Origin of the sequence: Nonomuraea endophytica (genome assembly GCF_014203235.1) — a bacterium.
In the GTDB taxonomy this organism is placed as follows: Bacteria; Actinomycetota; Actinomycetes; order Streptosporangiales; family Streptosporangiaceae; genus Nonomuraea; species Nonomuraea endophytica.
Genome location: NZ_JACHIN010000009.1, coordinates 363142 through 383301, shown reverse-complemented (window position 1 = coordinate 383301; position 20160 = coordinate 363142). Strand labels below are relative to the sequence as shown.

The following is a 20160-nucleotide window of genomic DNA, read 5'->3' as shown; positions in this document are numbered from 1 at the left end:
GGGTCGGCGGGTGGGGTGGGGGCGGCTTGCCGTAAGGGATGGGGCGGATTGAGAGGGGTCAGGTCGGGGACGCGAGGACGCCGTGGAGGAGCTCGTCGAGGCCGGATTTGAGGGCGGCGGGGGGGCGGCCGCGGTGGATGACGAGGTTGGCGGCGAGCGGGGCCAGCAGGGCGTCGGCGGCGAAGGGCGCGTCGGCGGACGGGTTGGCGTCGGCGATGAGCAGCGACAGATGCCGGTGATATGCCTCATAGGCCCCACCGAACCGCGCGAAAGGCCCGGCCGTCTCCGCCATCAGCAACAGGTCCAGTTGCGCGAACGTCCGATCGACCAGCCCGTGCAGAAACGCCCGGACCCGCTCCCCCGACGGCGCGCCGGGCCCCAGCGGCGGCGGCCCGGACAGGAACGCCTCCTGGAACTCCCGCTCCTTGGCATCGATCAGCGCGTAGGCGAGCCCGGACCGGTCCCCGAACCGCCGGTACAGCGTGCCGACCCCTACCCCCGAGGCGGCCGCCACCTCGGCCATCCCCAGCCCCTCGATGCCCTTGTCGGCGACGAGCTCGGCCGCCGCCGCGAGGATCTTCGCCCGGTTCCTGGCGGCGTCGGCCCGCTCCTGCGTCACCCGGACACCTTATCGACCCCTTGCCAACCGGAACTGATTCCGCTTACTGTCATAATCGGAATCTATTCCGCTTATGGAGGATCATTCATGCTGCACGGAAAGGCCGCCCTCGTCACCGGCGGCAGCAGGGGCATCGGCGCCGCCATCGCCCGCGGCCTGGCCGCGGCAGGCGCCGACGTCGCCATCACCTACGCCAGCGCCGCGCACCAGGCCCAGTCCGTGGTCAAGGACATCGAGGCGGCCGGGCGGCGCGGCACCGCCATCCAGGCCGAAGCCGCCGACGAACGCGCCCTCCGCGCGGCCGTCGACCACGCCGCGGGCATCCTGGGCAGGCTCGACATCCTGGTGAACAACGCCGGTATCGCCCCCTTCGGCCCTTTGGAGGAGGTCACGCTGGAGGAGCTCGACCGTACGATGGCGGTTCACGCCCGTGCCGCGTTTCTGCTGGCTCAGGCGGCCGTGCCGTACATGCGGAACGGCGGGCGGATCGTCACGATCGGCAGCAGCCTGGCGGAACGTGTCCCCTATGCCGGGTGGACCCTGTACTCGATGAGCAAATCCGCCCTCATCGGCCTCACCAAGGGGCTGGCTCGCGATCTGGGCCCGTTGGACATCACCGCCAACCTGGTACATCCCGGCTCCACGGACACCGAGATGAACCCCGCCGACGGCCCCGACGCCGACGGCGAACGTTCCTACACGGCCCTGGGCCGCTACGTCGACCCGGACGACATCGCCGCCACCGTCGTCCACCTGGCGGGCCCGGCTGGCCGCAACATCACCGGCACCGCCATCACCATCGACGCCGGAACCACCGCCTGATGGGGCGGGCTCGGATTCGAGCCCGCCCCGTCAGTAAAAACCGTCAGGCCCCGTCGAGGATCGGGATGAGCTGCTCCTCCTCGTAGTCGAGGTGCTGCTCCACCGCACTCGCGAGCTCCTCGACCTCCTTGAGTACGGCCGGCGTGTCCGCACTCTCGGTCGAGACGACCTCCTGCAACCTGGCCAGCAAAGCGGCCACCTTCTCATGCTCGGCGCCAAGCCGATCCATCACCTCGGCGAGCTCCGGATGCTGCGCCGAGAGAGCGGGAAACAGCCCCCTGTCCTCATGGGAATGGTGAACATGCAGCCCCTGGCACAACGTGAGGCAGTTGACCCGCAACTGCGCCCCCAGCCCGGGCCCAGACTCGGCGATCTCCTTGCGAATGAGCACCAGTTCCCGCCGGAAGGCGTCGTGGATCATCCGCAGCGCCTCGCCGAACGACGATGCCGGCGGCGGCCCGCCACCGGTCTGCTTGAGCGCGATCACCGGAATCACCCGGGAGGTACGCGCCTGATACTCGGCCCACCCAGGATCGGCCTCAACGGCCCGCGCCCAGGCCGCCTCCCGTTCCGCACCTTCGAGTACGGTCGCCCGCGCCTCATAGGTGAAGATCCCGTCCTCGACGTTGACGGTGGGCTCGGCGACAAGGTTGTGAAACCACGCCGGATGACGGTCCGCCCCATTGGCGGAGCCGATCACCAGTACCTGCTCGCCCCCGTCATGCAGGTACCCGAGCGGAACGGTGTGCTGTTCACCGGAGCGCGCCCCGGTGGTGGTGAGCAGGAGCAGCCGAGCGCCCTCGAAAGGCCCCCCAACCCGGCCACGATTGGCCCGAAACTCCTCGATGATCTGCTTGTTGAAATCGAACGGCATTCTTCTCCATGGGGTGTGAGCTTTGATGAGAGGTAGGGGCGAAGACGGGGATCCGGCGGGCTACGCGCCCGCCCATCGCTCACGCCTTGGCCGGGTACCTCTCTCGCTCATGGCCCATGGCCGACCCGGCAGTCACAAACCCAAACCCTAACCCCCAAACCACCCCACCTCAACCACAGCCGGCACCTCTCACCCGCGGCCCCCAGAGTCGCCAATCAGAACCCCCGAACCACACGCAGCTCTCTGGATAGCGTGCGACTCCCCGACCAAACAGCCGTAATCCCGGCAACCGAGGTTGCCTGGATCTCTGCAACCCCGGTTGCCTGGGATCCTGATAGAAGAAGCGGGATCTGGAGCGGCGGATGCGCCACTCGCCAAGGAGCAGGAGGAGGAGCAGTGAGCGAGCGCGACATCTACACCATCACCGCGACGAGGTCCGATGGCTGGTGGGCGCTGACCATCTCCGGCCCCGGCCTCAAGCGCGCCTACCCGACCCAGGTCAAGCGACTGGAGCAGGCCGAGGAGATGGCCCGCGACCTCGTCGCCACCATGCTCGACACCGAACCCGACAAGATCGACGCTGATTTCTGTGTGCGAGTAGCCGACGAAGAGATAGCTCGCGTCCTGGAAACCACCTTGCGGGCACGCCTGGCCGCAGAGCTCATCCGGCAGCAGGATGCCGAGGCCACGCGCACGATCGTAGCCGCCCTCGCGAATCGCGGGTACGTCCACCGGGATATCGGGTTCCTGCTGGGCATGTCACATCAAGCCATCAGCAAGCTCCTGGACGAGTCCGCCGTGACCCAATTGCTGACCTCCCCGCCCGGCACCTTGCCGCTCTCACCGGAGGTCATTGCGGCGCTGGAGGTCCTGGCCGAGCACTCGAACGTGCCGGACAAGGGAAAGCTGCGCCTCATCAGGCGGCCCGGTGGCACCACGCCATCTGAAGCCCGCCCGACGCGTCGGCGCGAAGGCACGCGGCATCCCGTGTGAGCGGCTGAATCCCTAGCCAACCCAAAAGCCCACCGACCGCCCCTGGCACCCGAAGCGGCCATCTACGGCCTAGCCCGGGCGACAGCGCCCAGGAAGGGCGCCCGAGCGGAGCGAGGACCTCCAGGGGCCGAGGCCACGGCTCGGCTGGAGACACGCGGGAGCGTAAGCGACCACCTTTGCCGCTGTCAGGAGAAGAGGTGGTCTACTACTCGGGCTGTTGCCTTGCCGTCGTCCTTGGGGGCGTAGGTGGCGCGGAAGGTCTCGTAGCGGTCCGTGTACTCGGCTGCCACCGTGTCGATCGAGCGCAGGGCCTCGACCACCTCGCCCGACGTCGGCAGCACCGGTCCCGGTGCCTGGGCCTCCAGGTCTACGTACAGGCCTCTCTTCGTCGCGTACTTCGCCAGGTCGTACGCGTAGAACACGATCGGCTTGCCCGTTGCCAGGAAGTCGAACATGGACGAGGAGTAGTCGGTCACCAACACGTCTGCCACCAGCAGCAGGTCGGTCATGTCGGGATAGGTGGAGACGTCGTGGGCGATGTCGGGAACGGCGGGCATCGCCTGCATCGGGTGGCCCCTGACCAGCAACTCGTGGTCGGCCCCCAGCGCCTGCCTGGCCTTCGCCAGGTCCAGCTTGACCATCGCGTTCTTGCGGTCGTAGTCACGCCACGTCGGCGCGTACAGGACCACGCGCTTGCCCTCCGCCAGCCCCAGCCGGGCGCGGATCTCCGCGGCCATCCGGTCGCGTTCCGGCGAGGAGAGCACGTCGTTGCGCGGCAGGCCGCTCTCCAGCACCTCGCCCTTGTAGCCGAACGCCTCGCGCAGCACCGGCGTCGCCCAGGGGGACTGGGACAGCAGCACGTCCCAGCCGCGTACCTCGGCCGCCTGCCGATGCCACACCGGCGGGCGCGGGTCGCGGGTCATGTGGGGCTGGTCGTTGCCGACGTGCTTGACCGGGGTGCCGTGCCAGGTCTGCAGCACGACCTGGTCCTCGCGGGAGCGGAACCAGACGGGCAGGAACGCGTTGGTCACGATGTGACGGGAGCGGGCGAGCGCCGCGTGGTGTTCCCTGCTGCCCGCGCGCACGACCGTGGCCGGACCGGGCGGGACGAAGGCGCCGTCCTTGACGACCCAGATGTGCTCGCGCTCGTCGCCGCGCCGCAGCCGCTCCTCGTAGATGGCGCGGACGCTGTCGGAGTAGAGGCGGCCGTCGTTGGCGACGTAGACGGTGGCGTCGTTGAGGGGCTCGGTGCGCTGCGCGGGGTAGAAGACGCGGCGCAGCACGTGGGTGCCGGCGACGCCCTTCTCGTCGGCGGGGCGCGCCTCCTCGGCGATCACCACGGGCACGTCGAAGCGGGTGGAGACCATGCGGAAGGCGTGGCCGCCGATCGTGCGCGGGTCCTCGTCGAGGGCGCCGAGGGCGGCGTGGTCCATGCGCACCGGGACGATCTCGCCGGACGGATGGCGCATGGACAGGTTCCAGGTGCCGGAGGACAGGGGCACGGACTCGCCGAAGCGGTCCATGGTCGCCGGCGCGAGCCGTACCGTGAACTGGTCTTCGGAGCGCTCCATCGCGGCGGTATAGGTCAGGCCGGAACGGTGGCGCAGCGTGAGCGCGCGGGCGCCCGCCGCGTCGGGGTAGCTGCCGCGGAGCACGAGCCGCTCGCCCTCCCACACCGCGGAGGTGAGCACCGGGCGGATGCGGTGGGCGGAGACGACGACGCGGTCGCGGCGGTCGGCGAGCACGGTGATCTCGCGGTCGTCCGCGGTCGCGCGCACCTCGGCCGCGTCACCGAGCATCACGGACGCCGCGGGGTCGCCCTTGGGCTCGACCCACAGCCGCCGTCCGTCCTTCTCCTGCAGCAGAGCCGGTACGGCCAGCCCGACCGTCACCAGAGTCCCGCCGGCCTCCGGCGTGAAGTCGGCGGCCATGCGGTGCCCGCCGAGCCTGGCGTGGCCCTTGGTCACGCTGCGGCCGGGCAGGAAGATCTTCAGCTCCAGCCGGTCGCCGTCGACGTTGACGCTGGTCAGCTCGGCCCTGTTGGGCTGCAGGACAACTTGGAGCGCCCGGTCGGATGTCCACACGGGGCGTACCCACAGACCCTGTTTGACCCGGAGCCCGGCGGGACGCTCGGTGCGGCCCACGGCGGCGCCGCGCAGCAGGCCGGTGGCGCGGGCGCCGCGGCTCCAGAAGACGATCTCCGCACGCCAGGTCGTGGCGTCGCGTACGGCCGGCCGGTGCCGCATCCGGCGGCGCACCGCGGACACCAGCCCGCGCACCCCGCCACGCCAGCGCAGCGGCCAGGAGCCCAGCTCGGCCGTGAAGCCGGACCAGTCGTAGTTGCACCCGGGCTCGCGCGCCGCGTGGGTGGCCTCGGGCGCGAGGACGCGGCGGGTGCGCATGCGCACCGGCGGCAGCCAGCGCGGCCCGCGCAGCACGACGGTGGCCCGGTTGAAGCGGCTGCTGCGCACCGACAGCCCGGCGAGGTAGGCGTGGCCGCGCACGAGCAGCTTGCCGTCGCGCCAGACGATGTCGTCGATCTGCGTCACCGGCACCAGGTCGGCGCGGCGCAGGCGGTAGAGGGCGGGCGGCAGCTCGTCGCGCAGCGGCAGGTCGGCATACCAGCGCAGGCCCTTGCGGATGCGCTTGGACGGCTCCGCAGCGGCGGCGACCACGGTGGTGAGCACGTCGCCGTCGGCGAGTTCGTCGAGGTCGCGGTGTTCGATGAGGTGGCACAGAAGCCTGCGGGCCACCGGGAGCTCGCGCTTGACCTTGGGGTCGACGGTGGCGAGATAGGGGCGCAGAAGGCTGACGAGCTCGCGCCTGCGCGCGGCTCCGCGTTTGATCGCCTGGTCCATCCTGGCGCCCAGCGGGCCGCTGAGGATCTCGGCGGCATGGTCGGGCCCGGCGGCCCGGGCCGCCTCCATGATCGCCTCGAGTGGTTCCCCGCGGTCGCAGAGGTCCTGAACAGCCCGCAGCCGCTCCTGGGCTGTGACGCCGGTGGCCATTGGGAAGGCACCGCCTTTCGGACCCGCAGTCGCTGTTCAGGCCATGGTAATGGGAATCACATGCCGCGGATTCTCCCGCAGGCGGGATGCGCAGCTCAGCGGGTTTCCTGAGAATCCGCTGAATCCCCGTGCCAGCGGGCCTCGCGCATGTCGACGCGGTCGCCGCGCAAGGGGGTGCCCTCTTCGCGCCAGTGCCTCAGGCAGCGTTCCTCGTGGTCAGGGGCACCGGTGCCGTCGGAGTGGACCACCCGCCACCAGGGCACGCCGCCGCCCCACGTGGACATGACCCGGCCGACCTGGCGGGGTCCGCCTTCGCCCAGATACTCGGCTATGTCGCCATAAGACATGACCATGCCGGGCGGGATCCGCTCCACGACTTCGAGGACCCGCTCGGCATAGGGGTTCACCATGAATCGGGCCCCGCAGCGACGATCTCGTCGAACTTGCCGATCTCGGCGGCGTTGCCGTTGCCGACCACCTCGACGACGCCGTCGGTCAGCGCGTAGACCTCGCCGTCCTCGCCGACCAGGCGGCCGCCGAGCACGGACGACAGCCGGACGAGCTGCGCCACGTGCCAGTCGGAGCCGGGTTCGCCGACGATCTCGCCGCGCCATCGGCCGACGGTATGGGCGTCGCCGCCGTGTTTGGCGAGGATCTCCTCTGCTGCGCCCAGCTCGAATCCGGCCGGCGCGATCGCCCTCGCGAGCTCCGCGAACGCCAGTGGCGACTCACGAACCACGCGTAGCTCGTATCCCATGACGCGCGACCATAGCGGATCTTTACCGCTTGCGCTGATTGAGCACGATGATCGCGCCGCAGAAGGTGACGAGGGCCAGGATGACGCCGACGCCGTAGAGCCAGAGGCGCCACGGGTCGGGGCCCGGCGGGGACGGCTGGGGCGACTCCTCGCCCTCGCCGAAGTGCCGGCCGGAGGGCATGTCGACCTCGCGCCGCTGGCCGGAGAGCTGCTGGGCGGCGTTGAGCGCGGCGGCCGCGTCCACGGTGCCGAATCCCACTTTCTCGTCGTAGCCGGCGGCGGGCCTGCCGCGGGCGCTCAGCGCGATGGCCTGCGAGACCTGCGCGGGCGACATCTGCGGATATTTCGACTTGATCAGGGCGGCGACCCCCGCCACCAGCGCCGTCGCCGAACTCGTGCCCGACGACAGCTCGTAGTCGCCCTCGCCCTTCACCACCGGCACCTCCACGCCCGGCGCCGCCACCAGCACCGACAGGTTGTCGCTGCTGAACGCCGCGCGCCTGCCCTGCCGGTCCACCGCGCCCACGCCGATCACGCCCGGGTACCCGGCGGGGAAACTCCAGTACGAGGTGCTGTTGTCCTTGGCGTACTTGGTCTGCCCGTCGTTGCCCACAGCCGCGACCAGCACGACGCCCTTGCCCAGCGCGTACGACACCGCCTCCCGCTCCGACTTCTGCGCCCCGTAGGCGCCCAGCGACAGGCTCACCACCTTGGCGCCGTGGTTGGCCGCGTAGCGGATGGCCCTGGCCAGCGGGCTCTCCCGGCTGCCCGACTGCTCCTGGGCCGGCGGCAGGAAGTTCGGGCTGTCCTCCTCCTCGGGCAGCGGCAGCGACAGGATCTTCGCCTCCGGCGCCACGCCCACCAGCCCGCCGTCGGCGCCTGAACCGGCGATCAGCGCGGCCATGGCGGTCCCGTGCCTGCCCGGCGGCAACTGGCGGTCCAGCGCCGGCTCGGTCATGTCGGGGCCGACGGTGACCTTGTCCTTCAGCTCCTTGATCTTCGTGTCCACGCCGCTGTCGACGACCGCGACCACGACGTCGGCGCCCTTGGTGAGGGTCCACGCCTGCTCGACGTTGAGCGCGTCCAGGACCCACTCCTGCTGGGTGCGGACGGGCGGCGGGGCCGTACCCGAGAATGCGAGCGCGGCGGCCGTGAGCAGGCGGACGGGGGTCAGCACACGTTCCCCTGCGTGCACGGCGGGACCGCGGGCGGGTCGGCGAGGAAGTAGGCGATCTGGTTGCCGATCGACTTGGCGGCGGGCCAGAGCTCGCTGTGCAAAATCTCCTCGGTGGGTACGGCCGCGCGGGTGCGGCCGTCCACGTACCCGGCGGTGGAGAAGACGACGTACGGCCCGGCCCCCACCCACGCGTTGCGCTGGCGCTGCTCGACCCCGAAGCGCTCGGACACGGTGCCCGGGAAGGCCACGGGCAGCACGCCCACCCGGTCGTCCAGCGTGAGCTGCTCGGTCACCGAGGCCCGCGCCTCCTCGTCCTTCAGCACCGCGACCCCGACCGTGATGACGAACGAGGCGGTCTGGTCGACGTAGGTGGCCCGCAGCACGGCCACGCAGCCGAACTCCGCCAGCACCCCGGCCACCGCCTGGTCGACGGCCTTGTCACAGCCGGCCTGCGGCGCGATGCCGACGCGCCTGGCGTATTGGGTGGCCTTTTCCAGGCCCAGGTACTTCACCTCTTCGGGAAACACGCCCGTGGCCGGCCAGGCCTGCCAGCGGCGGGCGATCTCCTCCTGCTTGTAGCGGTTCTGCTCGGCCACGGTGAGCGGGCGCGCCCGCGTCTCGGAGAACAGGCCCACGGTGCCGGTCAGCACGATGACCGCCGACAGCGCGATGATCCCGGCCAGCAGGGCGCGGAAGATCGTCCGGTAGCGCACGCCCTGCCGGAGCGCGGCGGCCTCGGCGCGCTCGCGCACCGCGGTGGCCTTGGCGCCCGTCGCGGGTGGCCATGCGCGCACGCGGGAGCGGCGGCCGGCGGCGGCTCCGAGCGGGTTGTCCCGTCGCGGTGTGTCGCTCCCCCCGGCTCGCGGCAGTCCCGAGCTCGACCTACGTGCCCTCACCACCGCCTCGTTTCCGAACCGATTCTCATTTGTGTCTATTTCGTCCCCCGAGGAGGGGAGATCATGCGTCTCCGCCGGGGCGGGATGACGCGTCTCGCTGGGGTATGACGCGTCGTGCCTTTCTTACCAGTGCTACCAGAATGCCGAGCGAGGTGATCGAGGCGATCGCTCCCCCGGCGGCGATGGCGCCGTAGAGGGTGACGCTGCGGCGGTCGCGGTTGATCACCTGGATGGGTCCCGCGTGGCCGCCGGCCATCGGGCGGGCGGGGTCCTGGGCCTGCGCGCCCTTGGCCGTCTGGGTGTGGCCGGCCAGCCTGGCCGCCACGTCGAGGGAGCCCGCCGCGTTGACGACGCCGAACCCGGTGCCGGTGTCGTAACCGCCCGGAGGCCGCCGGGTGGCGCCCGCGGTGAGGGCCTGGGCCACGAGCGCAGGCGACATATCCGGATATTTGGCCTTAATGAGGGCGGCGACGCCCGAGACCAGGGCGGTCGCCTGCGACGTCCCCTTGCCCACCCAGTACTCGTCGCCGGGCCCCGCGCCCAGAATGTCCACCCCCGGCGCGGCCACCAGCACCGACGGGTTCCAGTTCGAGAACGACGCCCGCCGCAACCCCCGATCCGTCGCCCCCACCGACACCACGCCGGGAAAGGCCGCCGGATACGAGTACGGCGCGAACCCGTTCGCGTCCGGCTTACGCTGCCCGTCGTTACCGGCCGCCGCCACCAGCACGACCTTCTTGGAGATCGCGTACCGGATCGCCGCCCGCTCCTCCTTGGTCGCCAGCTCCTTGGAGATCGACATGTTGATCACATCGGCGCCCTGGTCGACGGCGTAGCGGATGCCCTTGGCCACGACGTCCTCGAAACGCTCGGCTGAGTTGAACTCCCTGAAGCCCGGCTCCTCGTCCTCCAGGATCACCCTGACCGACAGCAGCCTGGCCGACGGGGCCACCCCGATCACGCCTCTCCTGCCGCCCGGACCGTGGCCGTGGCCGGCGATCAGGGAGGCCATGTAGGTGCCGTGCAGCTTGCGCGGGGCCACGCCCGGGGGGTTGGCGCCCGCCGTGAAGTCCCTGCCCGTCACCACCGAACCGGCCAGATCGCGGTGCCCGGGATCGACCCCCGAGTCCAGCACCGCCACGGTCACCCCGGCGCCCTTGCTGGTCCGCCACGCCTTGGGCAGCCCCAGGGTCTTGATCACCGGCTGCTGACTGCCCCGGATGTCATCGGCCAACGCCGGCGAAGGAGGAGCCACCAGCAACCCGGCCACCACCAGCAAAACCCCCCGCCGGACCACCAAGGCCCCACGACACGCCCGACCCCGGGCGCCCGCCACCCGCCGGGCCACACCCCCACGCCCCGCCGAACGCCCCATCACACCGGCACCCCCGGCACCGGCCGCTCACCGCGCCGCACCCGCATGCCCCGTGCCATCAGCCGGTTACGCGGCACCACACCCTGAAGGGCCGTCGACCACCGAGTCCCGCCGCCCACCGGTCCGCACCCAAGCCCGCGCCCCGTCCCGCACCGCGCCATCACGCATGCGCCGGGATCCGGCTCACGTCGGGCCGAAGTGCTGGGTCGCGTGGGCGGGGCCGTACACCCGGAGGTCAGCATCGCCACTCCCTGGCGCCGCACTCGGGCATCCGGGGCTCGCTGAGGTCGGCGAGGATCCGCTCGGACAGCTCGGCGGCGAAGGCGAAGATGGTCGGACGTTGCTCGCCCACGGCGCGCGCCGGCCGGCCGTCCACCTGGCCCGAGGTGGTCAGCACCAGGTACGGCCCCGCCTGCCGCACCGAGCCCGCCTGGCGCACGGCGGCGGTGAAGCGGTCGGTCACCGTTCCCTGGAAGGCGACGGGACGCAGGCCGGGCACCGCCTTGCCACCCTGCGGGAAGGCGGCCTTGGCCCGGGAGGCGCGCAGTTCGTCGGGCAGCGCGACCACGCCGACGGTGACGACCACGCCCTGGAGCGCGTCGATGTAGGTGGCCCGCAGCACGGCCCGGCAGCCGTGGGAGCGCAGCGCCTTGACGGCCTTCTTGTCGACGGCCTGCTGGCAGCCGGTCTGCGGGGAGATGCCGATCCGGGTGGCACGTTCCTGGCCGCCCTGTTCGGCGGAGTACGCGAGGGTGGCGGGGAAGATCTTCCCGGCCTGCCAGGTGCGCCAGCGCTCGGACACCTCGCGTTTGGCGGCCGCGGCCAGCTCGCCGGCGGTCGGTCCCCTGGACAGTTCGGAGCCCGCCGCGCTGGCCGCCACGCCGGCGGCCACCGCGCAGACCAGAGTCAGCACGGAGGCCACCACGAGGGCGGGCCAGGGGCGGGCGTTGCTCACGGCACCGACCTTAATGCTGGGAACCTAATGCCATCCCCAGATACCGGACTCAGTATGTCGGCAGGCTGGGGTCTACCGTCTTTACCCAGCTCAGGACCCCTCCACCCACATGCACGGCGTCCGAGAACCCGGCGTTCTTCACGATCGCCAGCGCCTCGGCGCTGCGCGCGCCGGACTTGCAGTGGAGCACGATCCGCTTGTCCTGCGGCAGCTTCTCCAGGGCGGAGCCGTTGAGGAACTCGCCCTTGGGGATCAGCGTGGCGCCGGGGATGGAGACGATCTCGTACTCGCCCTGCTCGCGGACGTCGATGAGGAAGATGTCCTCACCCTTGTCCTGCATCTCCTTGAGCTCCGCCGCGGTGATCGTGGAGCCGGTGGCGGCCTGCGCCGCCTCGTCGGAGATGGTGCCGCAGAACGCCTCGTAGTCCTCGAGCAGCTCGGTGACCGTCGGGTTCTTGCCGCACAGGACGCACTCGGGGTCCTTGCGGACCTTGACGTCGCGGTACTTCATCTCCAGGGCGTCGTAGATCATCAGCCGCCCGACCAGCGGGTCGCCGATGCCGGTGAGGAGCTTGATGGCCTCGTTGACCTGGATGGAGCCGATGGACGCGCACAGCACGCCCAGCACGCCGCCCTCGGCGCAGGAGGGAACCATGCCGGGAGGCGGGGGCTCCGGGTAGAGGCAGCGGTAGCAGGGGCCGTGCTCGGCCCAGAAGACGCTCGCCTGACCGTCGAAGCGGTAGATCGACCCCCAGACGTACGGCTTGCCGAGCAGCACGGCGGCGTCGTTCACCATGTAACGCGTGGCGAAGTTGTCCGTGCCGTCGACGATGAGGTCGTAGCCGGAGAAGATGTCCATCACGTTCTCGGTGGTCAGCGCCGCGTTGTGGATCACGACGTCCACCAGCGGGTTGATCTCCTTGACCGTGGCGGCGGCGCTCTCGGCCTTCAGCCGGCCCACGTCGGACTGGCCATGGATGATCTGGCGCTGCAGGTTGGACTCGTCGACGACGTCGAAGTCGATGATGCCCAGCGTGCCGACGCCCGCGGCCGCGAGGTACATCAGCGCGGGCGAGCCGAGGCCGCCCGCGCCCACACACAGCACCTTGGCGTTCTTCAGCCGCTTCTGCCCGGCCATGCCCACATCGGGGATGATCAGATGGCGCGAGTAGCGGCGCACTTCGTCAACGGTCAGCTCGGCGGCCGGCTCGACCAGCGGTGGCAACGACACGTTCTACGCTCCCGTTTCGGGGTTCTTATCTCTCGTAGAAACCTAGCTGGCCAGTGGGGCATTCCCCAATCGCGTCTCACCGATCAGACGGCGCGCCTCTGCGGCCACGACGTCGGGCCGCTCCATCTGCGCGACGTGCCCGACGCGCGGCAGCAGGACCAACCTGACCTGCCTGAACGTACGGCCGGCCTTCGCGGCCATCGCGGGACGGACGAGCCGGTCGAGTTTGCCGTAGATGACCAGGGTGGGCGCGACGACGCGGGCCGCCTGGCTCCAGAGGTTGTCGGCGCCGCGGCGGAAGTACTCGGCGACGATGCCGCGGGCCGAGCCGATCATCGAGACGGCGGTGTGCGAGAGGGCGTCCCGCCGGCGGAGTTCCTCGATCGCCTCGTTGAACCGGTCGGGGTGGACCCTGCCTGCGTCGGCCCACACCATCGCGAACGTGGCGTTGACCCGCTGGGCTGCGGGGACGAGCGTGAGCTTGCCGGCCACCCACTCTCCGATCCGGGGCGTGGCAGCGGCTGCCACGCGGGCGGGGCCGTACCTCGGCAGGAGGTCGGGGAGCGCGGGCGAGACGAGGGTGAGCGAGCGGACCAGGTCGGGGCGGAGGGCGGCGACGCGTACGGCGACGGCGCCGCCGAGCGAGTTGCCGAACAGGTGCGCGGGGCCGACTTCTTCCAGGAGGCCGATGACGGCGCGGGCGTGGGCGTCGACGGAGTAGTCGCCGTCGGCGGGTGCCGGGGAGTAGCCGGCGCCGGGCAGGTCGAGGGCGTAGCCGGTGACCACGTCTTTGAGCTCGTCCATGAGGTCGGTCCAGTTGGTGGCGGAACCGGCCAGCCCGTGGACGAAGACCGCCTTCTCCGGCGCCCCTTCTGGGGTCGAGCGGACGTACACCGGGCCGACCATGCGGCCCGGCCAGTGCGGAATCGGCTGCTGCTTCATGGAATCGCCCCTTCCCTCGGCCCTACCACGGTAGCCGCCCACCCCGAGTGCAGGCCACCAATCATGGCATTTACGGATAAACCTGCATATATAGTTAAAAACAAGTCGAAGTCACATAAATAGAGAATAAAAGGCATAGATTGCCGTTTATGGGCATGAATGGCTGGAAATCCTGGCAAGCAGGATGCCTATCGAGGTCGCGCCATCTCTGCGACCCAGGCACGTGAGTGCGACCAACAGGGGGAAGCACGATGTTCAAGTTCAAATCCACGCTCGCGGCGGCGACGCTCGCGACCGCCCTCGTCGGCGGCACGCTCGCCCTCGGAGCGGTGACCACCACCAGCGCCGCCAGCGCGGCCGTCAGCGTCACGACCGCGAAGTCCAAGTCGAAGTTCCACCGTTGCTGGCTCAACGGCAGGAAGTGCTCCTACAAGCTGGAGACCCACAAGCCGACCGCCCGGTTCTTCGCCGGCCACTGGCGGGCGAACAAGAAGTTCTGCCCCGGCAAGAAGTTCAAGAAGGGCGGCTACGGCATGTGCGCCAAGGGCCACACGAAGCGCTACCCGAAGAACATGTGGCTCCAGTAGTGCCGCTGCCTTAAGTAGGCCGGTGCGAGACAGGCCGCGGAACCTCGAGGTTCCGCGGCCTTGTCATGTCCCTTGCCTCCGCCGACGTACGCCGACATATCCACACGGGCCCGCACGGGCGTTTTCTGCAGACCTGCACAAATCGGGACATAGCGTGAGAAGACGTATCAATAAATGCAATCTCAGGGTTTATGAGTGGCAAAACCATCCCGGCCACTGTTTATGATCATGAATGGTCGGAAATTCTGACAACCAGGATGGCTCTAGAAGTAAGAACCATCCCGGGCATTAGCCAGATAAATCCGGCAGAGTGCCTGAAGTTGCAAGAGACCGTCAAGGGGAAGCACATCATGTCCACAGTCAAGAGGATGCTCACGGCCGCTGCGCTCAGCACCGCCCTTGCGGGCGGCGTCCTGGGCCTCGGATCGACCACCGCCGCGAACGCCAGCGCTTCCAGCGTCGGCATCAGCGCCAGCGCCTCCAGCGTCGGCTTCTCGGAGTGGCGCGGTCGCTGCCTCTTCGCCGGCCCTGCGGGCGCCATTCGTCGGGGCCACTACGTCAACAAGGCACACCTCAACTTCAAGCACTGGCGGGGCTGGAGGGTCCACCGCGAGCGCGGCTGCGTTCGCACGCGGCACTTCGTCTGGTAACGGAAACCGCCCGCAATAGAAAAAAGGGGGCCCCAGAAAATGGGGCCCCCTCCCAACATGTGTGTGGAGACAAATGTTTCCAGCCTGGCGACGGAGCGGCGGAGAAAAGCAGCGCTCAGGCGGATTTCCTGGATTTCCGTTTGCGCGCGGCTTTCTCCGCCTCCTCCTTCTCACCCTTCTCGGAAGAAGAAGAGGACGGCGCGGCCTTCTTGGGCTTGGCGGGCTCGCCCCGCTCGCGCTTGGCGGCCTCGACGCTGGCCCGCAGGGCGGCCATGAGGTCCACGGCGGGACCCGCCTCCTCCTCGCCACCCGCGGGCGCGATGACCTCCTTGCCCGCGACCTTCGCCTCGATCACCTGCTGCAGCGCTTCGCGGTAGGTGTCGTGGTACTCGGTCGGGTCGAAGTCGGCCTCCATCGTGGTGATGAGCGACTCGGCCATCTTGAGCTCCTGCGGCCGTACGTCGATGTCCTCTTCGAGGAAATTGAAGTCGGGCGTGCGGATCTCGTCCGGCCAGAGCATCGTCTCCAGCACGAACACCCCGTCGCGCACCCGCAGCGTGGCCAGCGACTCCCGCTGGCGCAGCGCCACCTTCACCACCGCCACCTGCCCCGAACTCTCCAGCGCGGTGCGCAGCAGCACGTACGGCTTGCCGCCCTGCCCGTCGGGCTCCAGGTAATAGGACTTGGCGAAGTAGATCGGGTCGATCTGATCGGCCGGAGCGAACTGCAGCACGTCGATCCGCCGCGAGGTCGTCAGCGGCAGGTCCTCGAAGTCCTCGTCGGTGAGCACGACGATCTCGCCGGTCGCCAGTTCGTACCCCTTGGCGATGTCGGCGTAGGCCACTTCCTCACCGTCGATCGTGCACACGCGCTTGTAGCGGATCCGGCCGCCGTCCTCGCGGTGCACCTGGTGGAAGGTGACGTCCTTCTGCTCGGTCGCGGAGTAGAGCTTCACCGGGATCGTGACCAGCCCAAACGAGATCGCACCTTTCCATATGGCGCGCATGGGCACTCCTCATCGATAGCAGGGCTCACCGTATGGGCACATACCCGTCATGGGCCAACCAATGCCATACCCGGTCGAACCTATGCTCGCCATGGCCGGGGATCTTCCCGCTGAACGCGAGCTGTACGGGCTCGAGGTCAAGTGGGACGGCATCAGGGCGCTCATCCACCTCGACGGCGGGATGCGGGTCTCGGGGCGGCACGGCGCCGAGTACACCCGCCGCTACCCGGAGATCTCCTCGTACGGCCTGCGCGACGTCATCATCGACGGCGAGGTCGTCGCCCTCGACCGCCGCGGGCTGCCCAGCTTCGAACGCCTCCAGCGGCGCATGCACCTCACCGATCCCGAGCCCAGGATGCTGGAGCTCTACCCGGTGACGTACATGCCCTTCGACCTGCTCTACCTGGACGGCAGAGCGCTGTTCGACCTGCCCTACCGCGACCGGCGGGCGCTCCTGGACGAGCTGGACATCGGGGCGCCGCCGTACTTCCCCGGAGACTCCGACCTGCTCAGCGCCACGCACGAGCAAGGCCTTGAGGGGGTGGTCGCCAAGCGGCTCGACTCGCCCTACCGGCCGGGCGTGCGCACGCCGTGGTGGGTCAAGGTCAAGAACCTGAGCACGCGCGAGGTCGTCGTCGGCGGCTGGAAGCCCGGCAAGCGCCGCCGGGCGGGCGGGATCGGCTCGCTGCTCATGGGCGTCTTCACCGAGCGGGGGCTCACCTACGTGGGGCACGTCGGGACCGGGTTCACCGAGGCCACGCTGGACGAGCTGTTCGCGATGCTGCGGCCGCTGGAGATCGCGCGCAGCCCGTTCGTCAATCCGGTGCCGTGGCGCAATCACTGGGTTAGACCCGATCTGGTCGGGGAGGTCGCCTACACGATGGTGACTGATGAGATACGGCTGCGGCACCCGGTCTGGCGGGGACTGCGACCGGACAAGATACCCGCGGAGGTACTGCTGTGAGCTCCAAGACGCCCGTGCGGGTGGACGGGCGCGAGCTCGTCCTGAGCAACCTCGGCAAGGTGCTCTACCCCGAGGTCGGCTTCACCAAGGCCGAGGTCATCGACTACTACTCGCGCGTCGCCCCGGTCCTGATCCCGCACCTGGAGGGCCGCCCGCTCACCGTCAAGCGCTATCCGAACGGCGTGGACGGCAAGTACTTCTTCGAGAAGAACGCCCCGAGCCACGTCCCCGACTGGCTCAGGCGCGTCACCGTGCCCGTCCCCGGCAGCAGCATGAACCGCGACACCATCGACTTCGCCGTCATCGAGGACCTGCCCAGCCTCGTCTACTACGCCAACCTGGCCGCGCTCGAACTCCACGTGCCCCAGTGGCGCGTGACCGAGGACGGTGAGGCGATCGACCCCGACACCCTCGTCTTCGACCTCGACCCCGGCCCCCCGGCCACGATCGTCGAATGCTGCCAAGTGGCGCTCATGCTGCGCGAGGTGCTCGCCGCCGACGGCCTCACCGCCCGCCCCAAGACCAGCGGGAACAAAGGCATGCAGTTGTACGCCGCGTGGGACGGCCGGCAGGAGCCGTCGGCCTATGCCAAGGACCTGGCCAGGCTCCTGGAGAAGGAGGCGCCCAAGCTCGTGGTCAGCGTGATGGCCAGGAAGGCCAGACCGGGCAAGGTCTTCATCGACTGGAGCCAGAACAACCCGGCCAAGACCACTGTCGCGCCGTACTCCCTGCGTGCCAGGCAGCGCCCGACGGTCTCGACACCGCTGCTGTGGTCGGAGGTCGAGGCGTGCGAACGCCCGGACGACCTGGTGTTCACCTCCGCCGACGTACTCGCCCGCGTGGAGGAACATGGCGACCTTTTCACCTGAGCGTAGGCTGGATCCGTCCACACAGGAAAAGGGGACCTGAGATGTCGGAGATGGACGTACGTGGGGACGACCTCCCCTTCGACGAGGATGACGAGCTTTCGCCCGAGGCGCCGGAGGCCGACGCCGCGGAACAGCGCCGCCGGCTGCGCGACGAGGCGGGGGGTGAGCGCAGGGAGTACCCGATCGACGTCGACCCGGGCGACGCCGCCGAGCAGGACCGCGTCGTCACCTATGACGATGACGACGACTATCGCTGACGCCCGCGCCCGCGGGACGGTTACCCGCACGTAGGATGTCCCAACCCGGATGTTCGAAGACCACTGGAGACGCGCGTGACCGCTACCCCGGACGCCAAGCCCCGGGGCACCCGGCTGCCCCGACTCGCCCGCCGCCGGCAGCTGCTCAGCGCCGCGCAGGAAGTGTTCGTCGAGAACGGCTACCACGCGGCCGCCATGGACGAGATCGCCGACCGGGCGGGCGTCAGCAAGCCGGTGCTCTACCAGCACTTCCCCGGCAAGCTGGAGCTCTACCTGGCGCTGCTCGACCTCCACGTCGACGACATGGTGGGCCGCTGCCGCGAGGCCCTTGCCTCCACCCACGAGAACAAGCTGCGCGTGCAGGCCACCTTCAGCGCCTTCTTCGACTTCGTCTCCAGCCAGGGTGAGGCGTTCCGCCTGGTCTTCGAGTCCGACCTGCGCAACGTGGCCCCGGTCCGCCAGCGGGTGGAGCGCTCGCTGCGCGAGTGCGCGGAGATGGTCAGCGCCGTGATCCAGGAGGACACGGGCTGCTCCAGCGAGGAGGCGCACCTGCTGGGCGTCGGCCTGGTGGGCATGGCCGAGGTCAGCGCCCGCTACTGGGTGACCACGCACGGCTCGATCCCCAAGGACGCCGCCGAGCAGCTCATGGCGCGGCTCGCCTGGCGCGGAATCAGCGGCTTCCCCCGCACGACGTAACGCCGTGCCGAGGTGCCCCGTACGGCGTGGAGATTTTCCGCGTACGGCGTAACCCGTTCGCTGGGCGCGATTACCCGCGTTTCCGCCGGGCGGAGCGGCGACGATGGACCCAGGCCCGTCGAAAGGGAGCACCACGATGGAAGTCAAGATCGGCGTACGTTCCGTACACCGTGAGATCGTTGTCGAAACCGAGCTCACCGCCGAACAGGTGGAAGACGAGATCAGAAACGCCCTGGCCGCCGAGCGTGGCGTCTTCGCCCTCAACGACGCGAAGGGCAGGCGCGTCATAGTCCCCGTGGCCGCACTTGGCTTCGTCGAGATCGGCGAGGACGAGCAGCGCCCGGTCGGCTTCGGCGGCACACTCTAACCGTTTGGTCCTCCACTGATCCCCATGGGACGTCCGTGTGGGGGGCGGCTCACCGCCCTCCACACGTCACGGGCGCCATCGGCACCAGCGGCCGCGCCGTCGCGGCAGGGGCGCATGTCGTAGGTCCACAGCGGGGCACTGGGCACTTTGACGGCGCATCACGGGTCGTGCGGTCCAGCGGTTCTGCGCGCATCTGGTCAAGCAGCTGCCGTAGCGGCGCGTGGCCCTCATGACCGCACGGTACAACCGTTTCGTACCCTCGCGCCGCCCTAAGCGCAGGATCAGATTCCCAGCGCGGCCATCCGCTTGCCGTGCTGCTCGGTCAGACGGGCAAACAGGCGGGAGATCTCGGCCTGGTCGTCGGCCACGGCCTCGACGAGCAGTTGTGCCAGCTCCGGGCGGGCGGCGGCCACCCGCTGGCCCTGGCTGAGAGCCTCGCCGACCAGGCGACGGGCCCACAGGGCGAGCTTGCCGGCGGCCGGCGGATCGGCGGCGACGGCGGCGCGTACCCGCTCGACGGCGAACTCCGAACGCTCCTGGTCGGCGACGACCTCGTCGACCAGCCGGGCGATCGAGGGGTCCAGGTGGCGGGCGGCCTCGCGGTAGAAGTCCAGGGCGATGCCGGTGCCCACGTACGCCTTGACCAGCGCTTCCAGCCAGCCGCTCGGCCGGGTCTGGGTGTGCCAGCCGTCCAGCGCCTCGACGAAGGGCGCCATGGCCTGGTCGGGGTCGGCGCCGAGTTCGATGAGCTTGTCGCGGACGAGCTGGAAGTGTCCGAACTCGGACACCGCGAGCTCGCTCAGCGCGGCCCGGTCGCTCAGTGTCGGTGCGAACTGCCCGGCATCTTCGGTGAGTTGCAGGAAGGCGCTCAACTCCGCATACGCCAGCACACCAAGGAGATCCGCGACACCAAGGGACTCATTCATGAAAGGCAGCGTACTTCGGGAACATCCGCAAACTCGGCCAGCGTTGTGGTATCGAGTACACTGCTCTGTGAAAGTGCGACCGCACTGTGTGAATTCGGGGGGTTCTCTCCCGATGCTCCCCGCTCCCCGGGCCTGCGGTCGCGATGACGCGAGAGGGCTGGCTCTACCGCGAGGACCCTGGTTACTGAA

Annotated in this window: 22 protein-coding genes; 9 read left to right on the top strand and 13 right to left on the bottom strand. The window is 69.8% G+C overall.

Annotation, left to right across the window (positions count from 1 at the left end):
- Positions 1 to 58: 58 nt before the first annotated feature.
- Entirely contained in the window at positions 59 to 619 is a 561-nt protein-coding gene (locus tag HNR40_RS32290) for a TetR/AcrR family transcriptional regulator (protein WP_184968002.1), read from the bottom strand.
- Between the two features lie 87 nt (positions 620 to 706).
- Between HNR40_RS32290 and HNR40_RS32285 the strand changes: the two genes are divergently transcribed.
- A complete protein-coding gene (locus tag HNR40_RS32285; protein WP_184968000.1) occupies positions 707 to 1441 on the top strand; it encodes an SDR family NAD(P)-dependent oxidoreductase in 735 nt (244 codons plus the stop codon).
- A gap of 43 nt (positions 1442 to 1484) precedes the next feature.
- Here the strand turns inward: HNR40_RS32285 and HNR40_RS32280 are convergent, their stop codons facing one another.
- Positions 1485 to 2315: a nitroreductase/quinone reductase family protein gene (locus HNR40_RS32280; RefSeq protein ID WP_184967998.1), complete on the bottom strand. Its 831-nt coding sequence runs from the start codon at positions 2313 to 2315 to the stop codon at positions 1485 to 1487.
- A gap of 396 nt (positions 2316 to 2711) precedes the next feature.
- Between HNR40_RS32280 and HNR40_RS32275 the strand changes: the two genes are divergently transcribed.
- Positions 2712 to 3308: a hypothetical protein gene (locus HNR40_RS32275; protein WP_184967996.1), complete on the top strand. Its 597-nt coding sequence runs from the start codon at positions 2712 to 2714 to the stop codon at positions 3306 to 3308.
- A 185-nt stretch (positions 3309 to 3493) separates the two neighbouring features.
- Here HNR40_RS32275 and HNR40_RS32270 read toward each other — a convergent pair whose 3' ends face one another.
- The 9 genes from HNR40_RS32270 to HNR40_RS32230 all read right to left on the bottom strand — a co-directional run bounded on the left by HNR40_RS32270 (position 3494) and on the right by HNR40_RS32230 (position 13649).
- Positions 3494 to 6316: a CDP-glycerol glycerophosphotransferase family protein gene (locus HNR40_RS32270; protein ID WP_246509676.1), complete on the bottom strand. Its 2823-nt coding sequence runs from the start codon at positions 6314 to 6316 to the stop codon at positions 3494 to 3496.
- A gap of 95 nt (positions 6317 to 6411) precedes the next feature.
- The gene (locus HNR40_RS32265) at positions 6412 to 6726 is read right to left on the bottom strand and encodes an MGMT family protein (RefSeq protein WP_184967994.1); all 315 of its coding nucleotides are present in this window, start codon (positions 6724 to 6726) and stop codon (positions 6412 to 6414) included.
- A complete protein-coding gene (locus HNR40_RS32260) occupies positions 6720 to 7073 on the bottom strand; it encodes a hypothetical protein (RefSeq protein WP_184967992.1) in 354 nt (117 codons plus the stop codon). The genes HNR40_RS32265 and HNR40_RS32260 overlap by 7 nt, the downstream gene beginning before the upstream one ends.
- A gap of 22 nt (positions 7074 to 7095) precedes the next feature.
- Positions 7096 to 8250, bottom strand: coding sequence for a S8 family peptidase (locus HNR40_RS32255; protein ID WP_184967990.1), 1155 nt, complete (start codon positions 8248 to 8250; stop codon positions 7096 to 7098).
- Positions 8244 to 9044: a hypothetical protein gene (locus HNR40_RS32250; RefSeq protein WP_312896600.1), complete on the bottom strand. Its 801-nt coding sequence runs from the start codon at positions 9042 to 9044 to the stop codon at positions 8244 to 8246. Before HNR40_RS32250 ends, HNR40_RS32255 begins: the two co-directional genes overlap by 7 nt.
- Before the next feature lie 163 nt (positions 9045 to 9207).
- Positions 9208 to 10347 carry a S8 family serine peptidase gene (locus HNR40_RS32245; RefSeq protein WP_312896599.1) on the bottom strand — a complete coding sequence of 380 codons (1140 nt, stop codon included), beginning with the start codon at positions 10345 to 10347 and terminating at the stop codon, positions 9208 to 9210.
- A 409-nt stretch (positions 10348 to 10756) separates the two neighbouring features.
- Positions 10757 to 11476, bottom strand: a complete 720-nt coding sequence (locus tag HNR40_RS32240) for a hypothetical protein (protein ID WP_312896598.1) — start codon at positions 11474 to 11476, stop codon at positions 10757 to 10759.
- A gap of 49 nt (positions 11477 to 11525) precedes the next feature.
- Positions 11526 to 12707, bottom strand: coding sequence for an adenylyltransferase/sulfurtransferase MoeZ (gene moeZ, locus HNR40_RS32235; protein ID WP_184967986.1), 1182 nt, complete (start codon positions 12705 to 12707; stop codon positions 11526 to 11528).
- 42 nt (positions 12708 to 12749) lie between these two features.
- Positions 12750 to 13649: an alpha/beta fold hydrolase gene (locus HNR40_RS32230; RefSeq protein ID WP_184967984.1), complete on the bottom strand. Its 900-nt coding sequence runs from the start codon at positions 13647 to 13649 to the stop codon at positions 12750 to 12752.
- Between the two features lie 251 nt (positions 13650 to 13900).
- Here HNR40_RS32230 and HNR40_RS32225 point away from each other — a divergent pair, with 251 nt between their 5' ends.
- A complete protein-coding gene (locus tag HNR40_RS32225; protein WP_184967982.1) occupies positions 13901 to 14236 on the top strand; it encodes a hypothetical protein in 336 nt (111 codons plus the stop codon).
- Positions 14237 to 14427: 191 nt separating this feature from the next.
- Complete coding sequence (locus HNR40_RS32220) at positions 14428 to 14886, top strand: hypothetical protein (protein ID WP_184967980.1); 459 nt, start codon at positions 14428 to 14430, stop codon at positions 14884 to 14886.
- A 115-nt stretch (positions 14887 to 15001) separates the two neighbouring features.
- Here the strand turns inward: HNR40_RS32220 and ku are convergent, their stop codons facing one another.
- The gene (ku, locus tag HNR40_RS32215) at positions 15002 to 15892 is read right to left on the bottom strand and encodes a non-homologous end joining protein Ku (protein WP_184967978.1); all 891 of its coding nucleotides are present in this window, start codon (positions 15890 to 15892) and stop codon (positions 15002 to 15004) included.
- A 91-nt stretch (positions 15893 to 15983) separates the two neighbouring features.
- On the opposite strand from ku, the gene ligD (HNR40_RS32210) reads away from it, so the two are divergent.
- From ligD (HNR40_RS32210) to HNR40_RS32190, 5 genes are all read left to right on the top strand, one after another.
- Positions 15984 to 16856 (top strand): non-homologous end-joining DNA ligase, encoded by an 873-nt coding sequence (gene ligD, locus HNR40_RS32210; RefSeq protein WP_246509675.1) that lies wholly within the window; start codon positions 15984 to 15986, stop codon positions 16854 to 16856.
- Positions 16853 to 17725, top strand: coding sequence for a non-homologous end-joining DNA ligase (gene ligD / locus HNR40_RS32205; protein WP_184967974.1), 873 nt, complete (start codon positions 16853 to 16855; stop codon positions 17723 to 17725). The genes ligD (HNR40_RS32210) and ligD (HNR40_RS32205) overlap by 4 nt, the downstream gene beginning before the upstream one ends.
- A 41-nt stretch (positions 17726 to 17766) precedes the next feature.
- A complete protein-coding gene (locus tag HNR40_RS32200) occupies positions 17767 to 17982 on the top strand; it encodes a hypothetical protein (protein WP_246509674.1) in 216 nt (71 codons plus the stop codon).
- 75 nt (positions 17983 to 18057) lie between these two features.
- A complete protein-coding gene (locus tag HNR40_RS32195; RefSeq protein WP_184967972.1) occupies positions 18058 to 18678 on the top strand; it encodes a TetR/AcrR family transcriptional regulator in 621 nt (206 codons plus the stop codon).
- A gap of 136 nt (positions 18679 to 18814) precedes the next feature.
- The gene (locus HNR40_RS32190; RefSeq protein ID WP_184967970.1) at positions 18815 to 19045 is read left to right on the top strand and encodes a DUF3107 domain-containing protein; all 231 of its coding nucleotides are present in this window, start codon (positions 18815 to 18817) and stop codon (positions 19043 to 19045) included.
- Positions 19046 to 19326: 281 nt separating this feature from the next.
- Here the strand turns inward: HNR40_RS32190 and HNR40_RS32185 are convergent, their stop codons facing one another.
- Positions 19327 to 19971, bottom strand: coding sequence for a ferritin-like fold-containing protein (locus tag HNR40_RS32185; RefSeq protein WP_184967968.1), 645 nt, complete (start codon positions 19969 to 19971; stop codon positions 19327 to 19329).
- Between the last annotated feature and the right edge of the window lie 189 nt (positions 19972 to 20160).

Excerpts from the sequence above, each read along its gene's own strand:
- HNR40_RS32260 (WP_184967992.1), bottom strand. The coding sequence starts at position 7,073 with ATGGGATACGAGCTACGCGTGGTTCGTGAGTCGCCACTGGCGTTCGCG.
- HNR40_RS32285 (WP_184968000.1), top strand. The coding sequence starts at position 707 with ATGCTGCACGGAAAGGCCGCCCTCGTCACCGGCGGCAGCAGGGGCATC.
- HNR40_RS32225 (WP_184967982.1), top strand. The coding sequence starts at position 13,901 with ATGTTCAAGTTCAAATCCACGCTCGCGGCGGCGACGCTCGCGACCGCC.
- HNR40_RS32200 (WP_246509674.1), top strand. The coding sequence starts at position 17,767 with ATGTCGGAGATGGACGTACGTGGGGACGACCTCCCCTTCGACGAGGAT.
- HNR40_RS32280 (WP_184967998.1), bottom strand. The coding sequence starts at position 2,315 with ATGCCGTTCGATTTCAACAAGCAGATCATCGAGGAGTTTCGGGCCAAT.
- HNR40_RS32230 (WP_184967984.1), bottom strand. The coding sequence starts at position 13,649 with ATGAAGCAGCAGCCGATTCCGCACTGGCCGGGCCGCATGGTCGGCCCG.
- HNR40_RS32270 (WP_246509676.1), bottom strand. The coding sequence starts at position 6,316 with ATGGCCACCGGCGTCACAGCCCAGGAGCGGCTGCGGGCTGTTCAGGAC.
- HNR40_RS32220 (WP_184967980.1), top strand. The coding sequence starts at position 14,428 with ATGAGTGGCAAAACCATCCCGGCCACTGTTTATGATCATGAATGGTCG.
- ku (WP_184967978.1), bottom strand. The coding sequence starts at position 15,892 with ATGCGCGCCATATGGAAAGGTGCGATCTCGTTTGGGCTGGTCACGATC.
- HNR40_RS32190 (WP_184967970.1), top strand. The coding sequence starts at position 18,815 with ATGGAAGTCAAGATCGGCGTACGTTCCGTACACCGTGAGATCGTTGTC.
- ligD (WP_246509675.1), top strand. The coding sequence starts at position 15,984 with ATGGCCGGGGATCTTCCCGCTGAACGCGAGCTGTACGGGCTCGAGGTC.
- HNR40_RS32185 (WP_184967968.1), bottom strand. The coding sequence starts at position 19,971 with ATGAATGAGTCCCTTGGTGTCGCGGATCTCCTTGGTGTGCTGGCGTAT.
- HNR40_RS32265 (WP_184967994.1), bottom strand. The coding sequence starts at position 6,726 with ATGGTGAACCCCTATGCCGAGCGGGTCCTCGAAGTCGTGGAGCGGATC.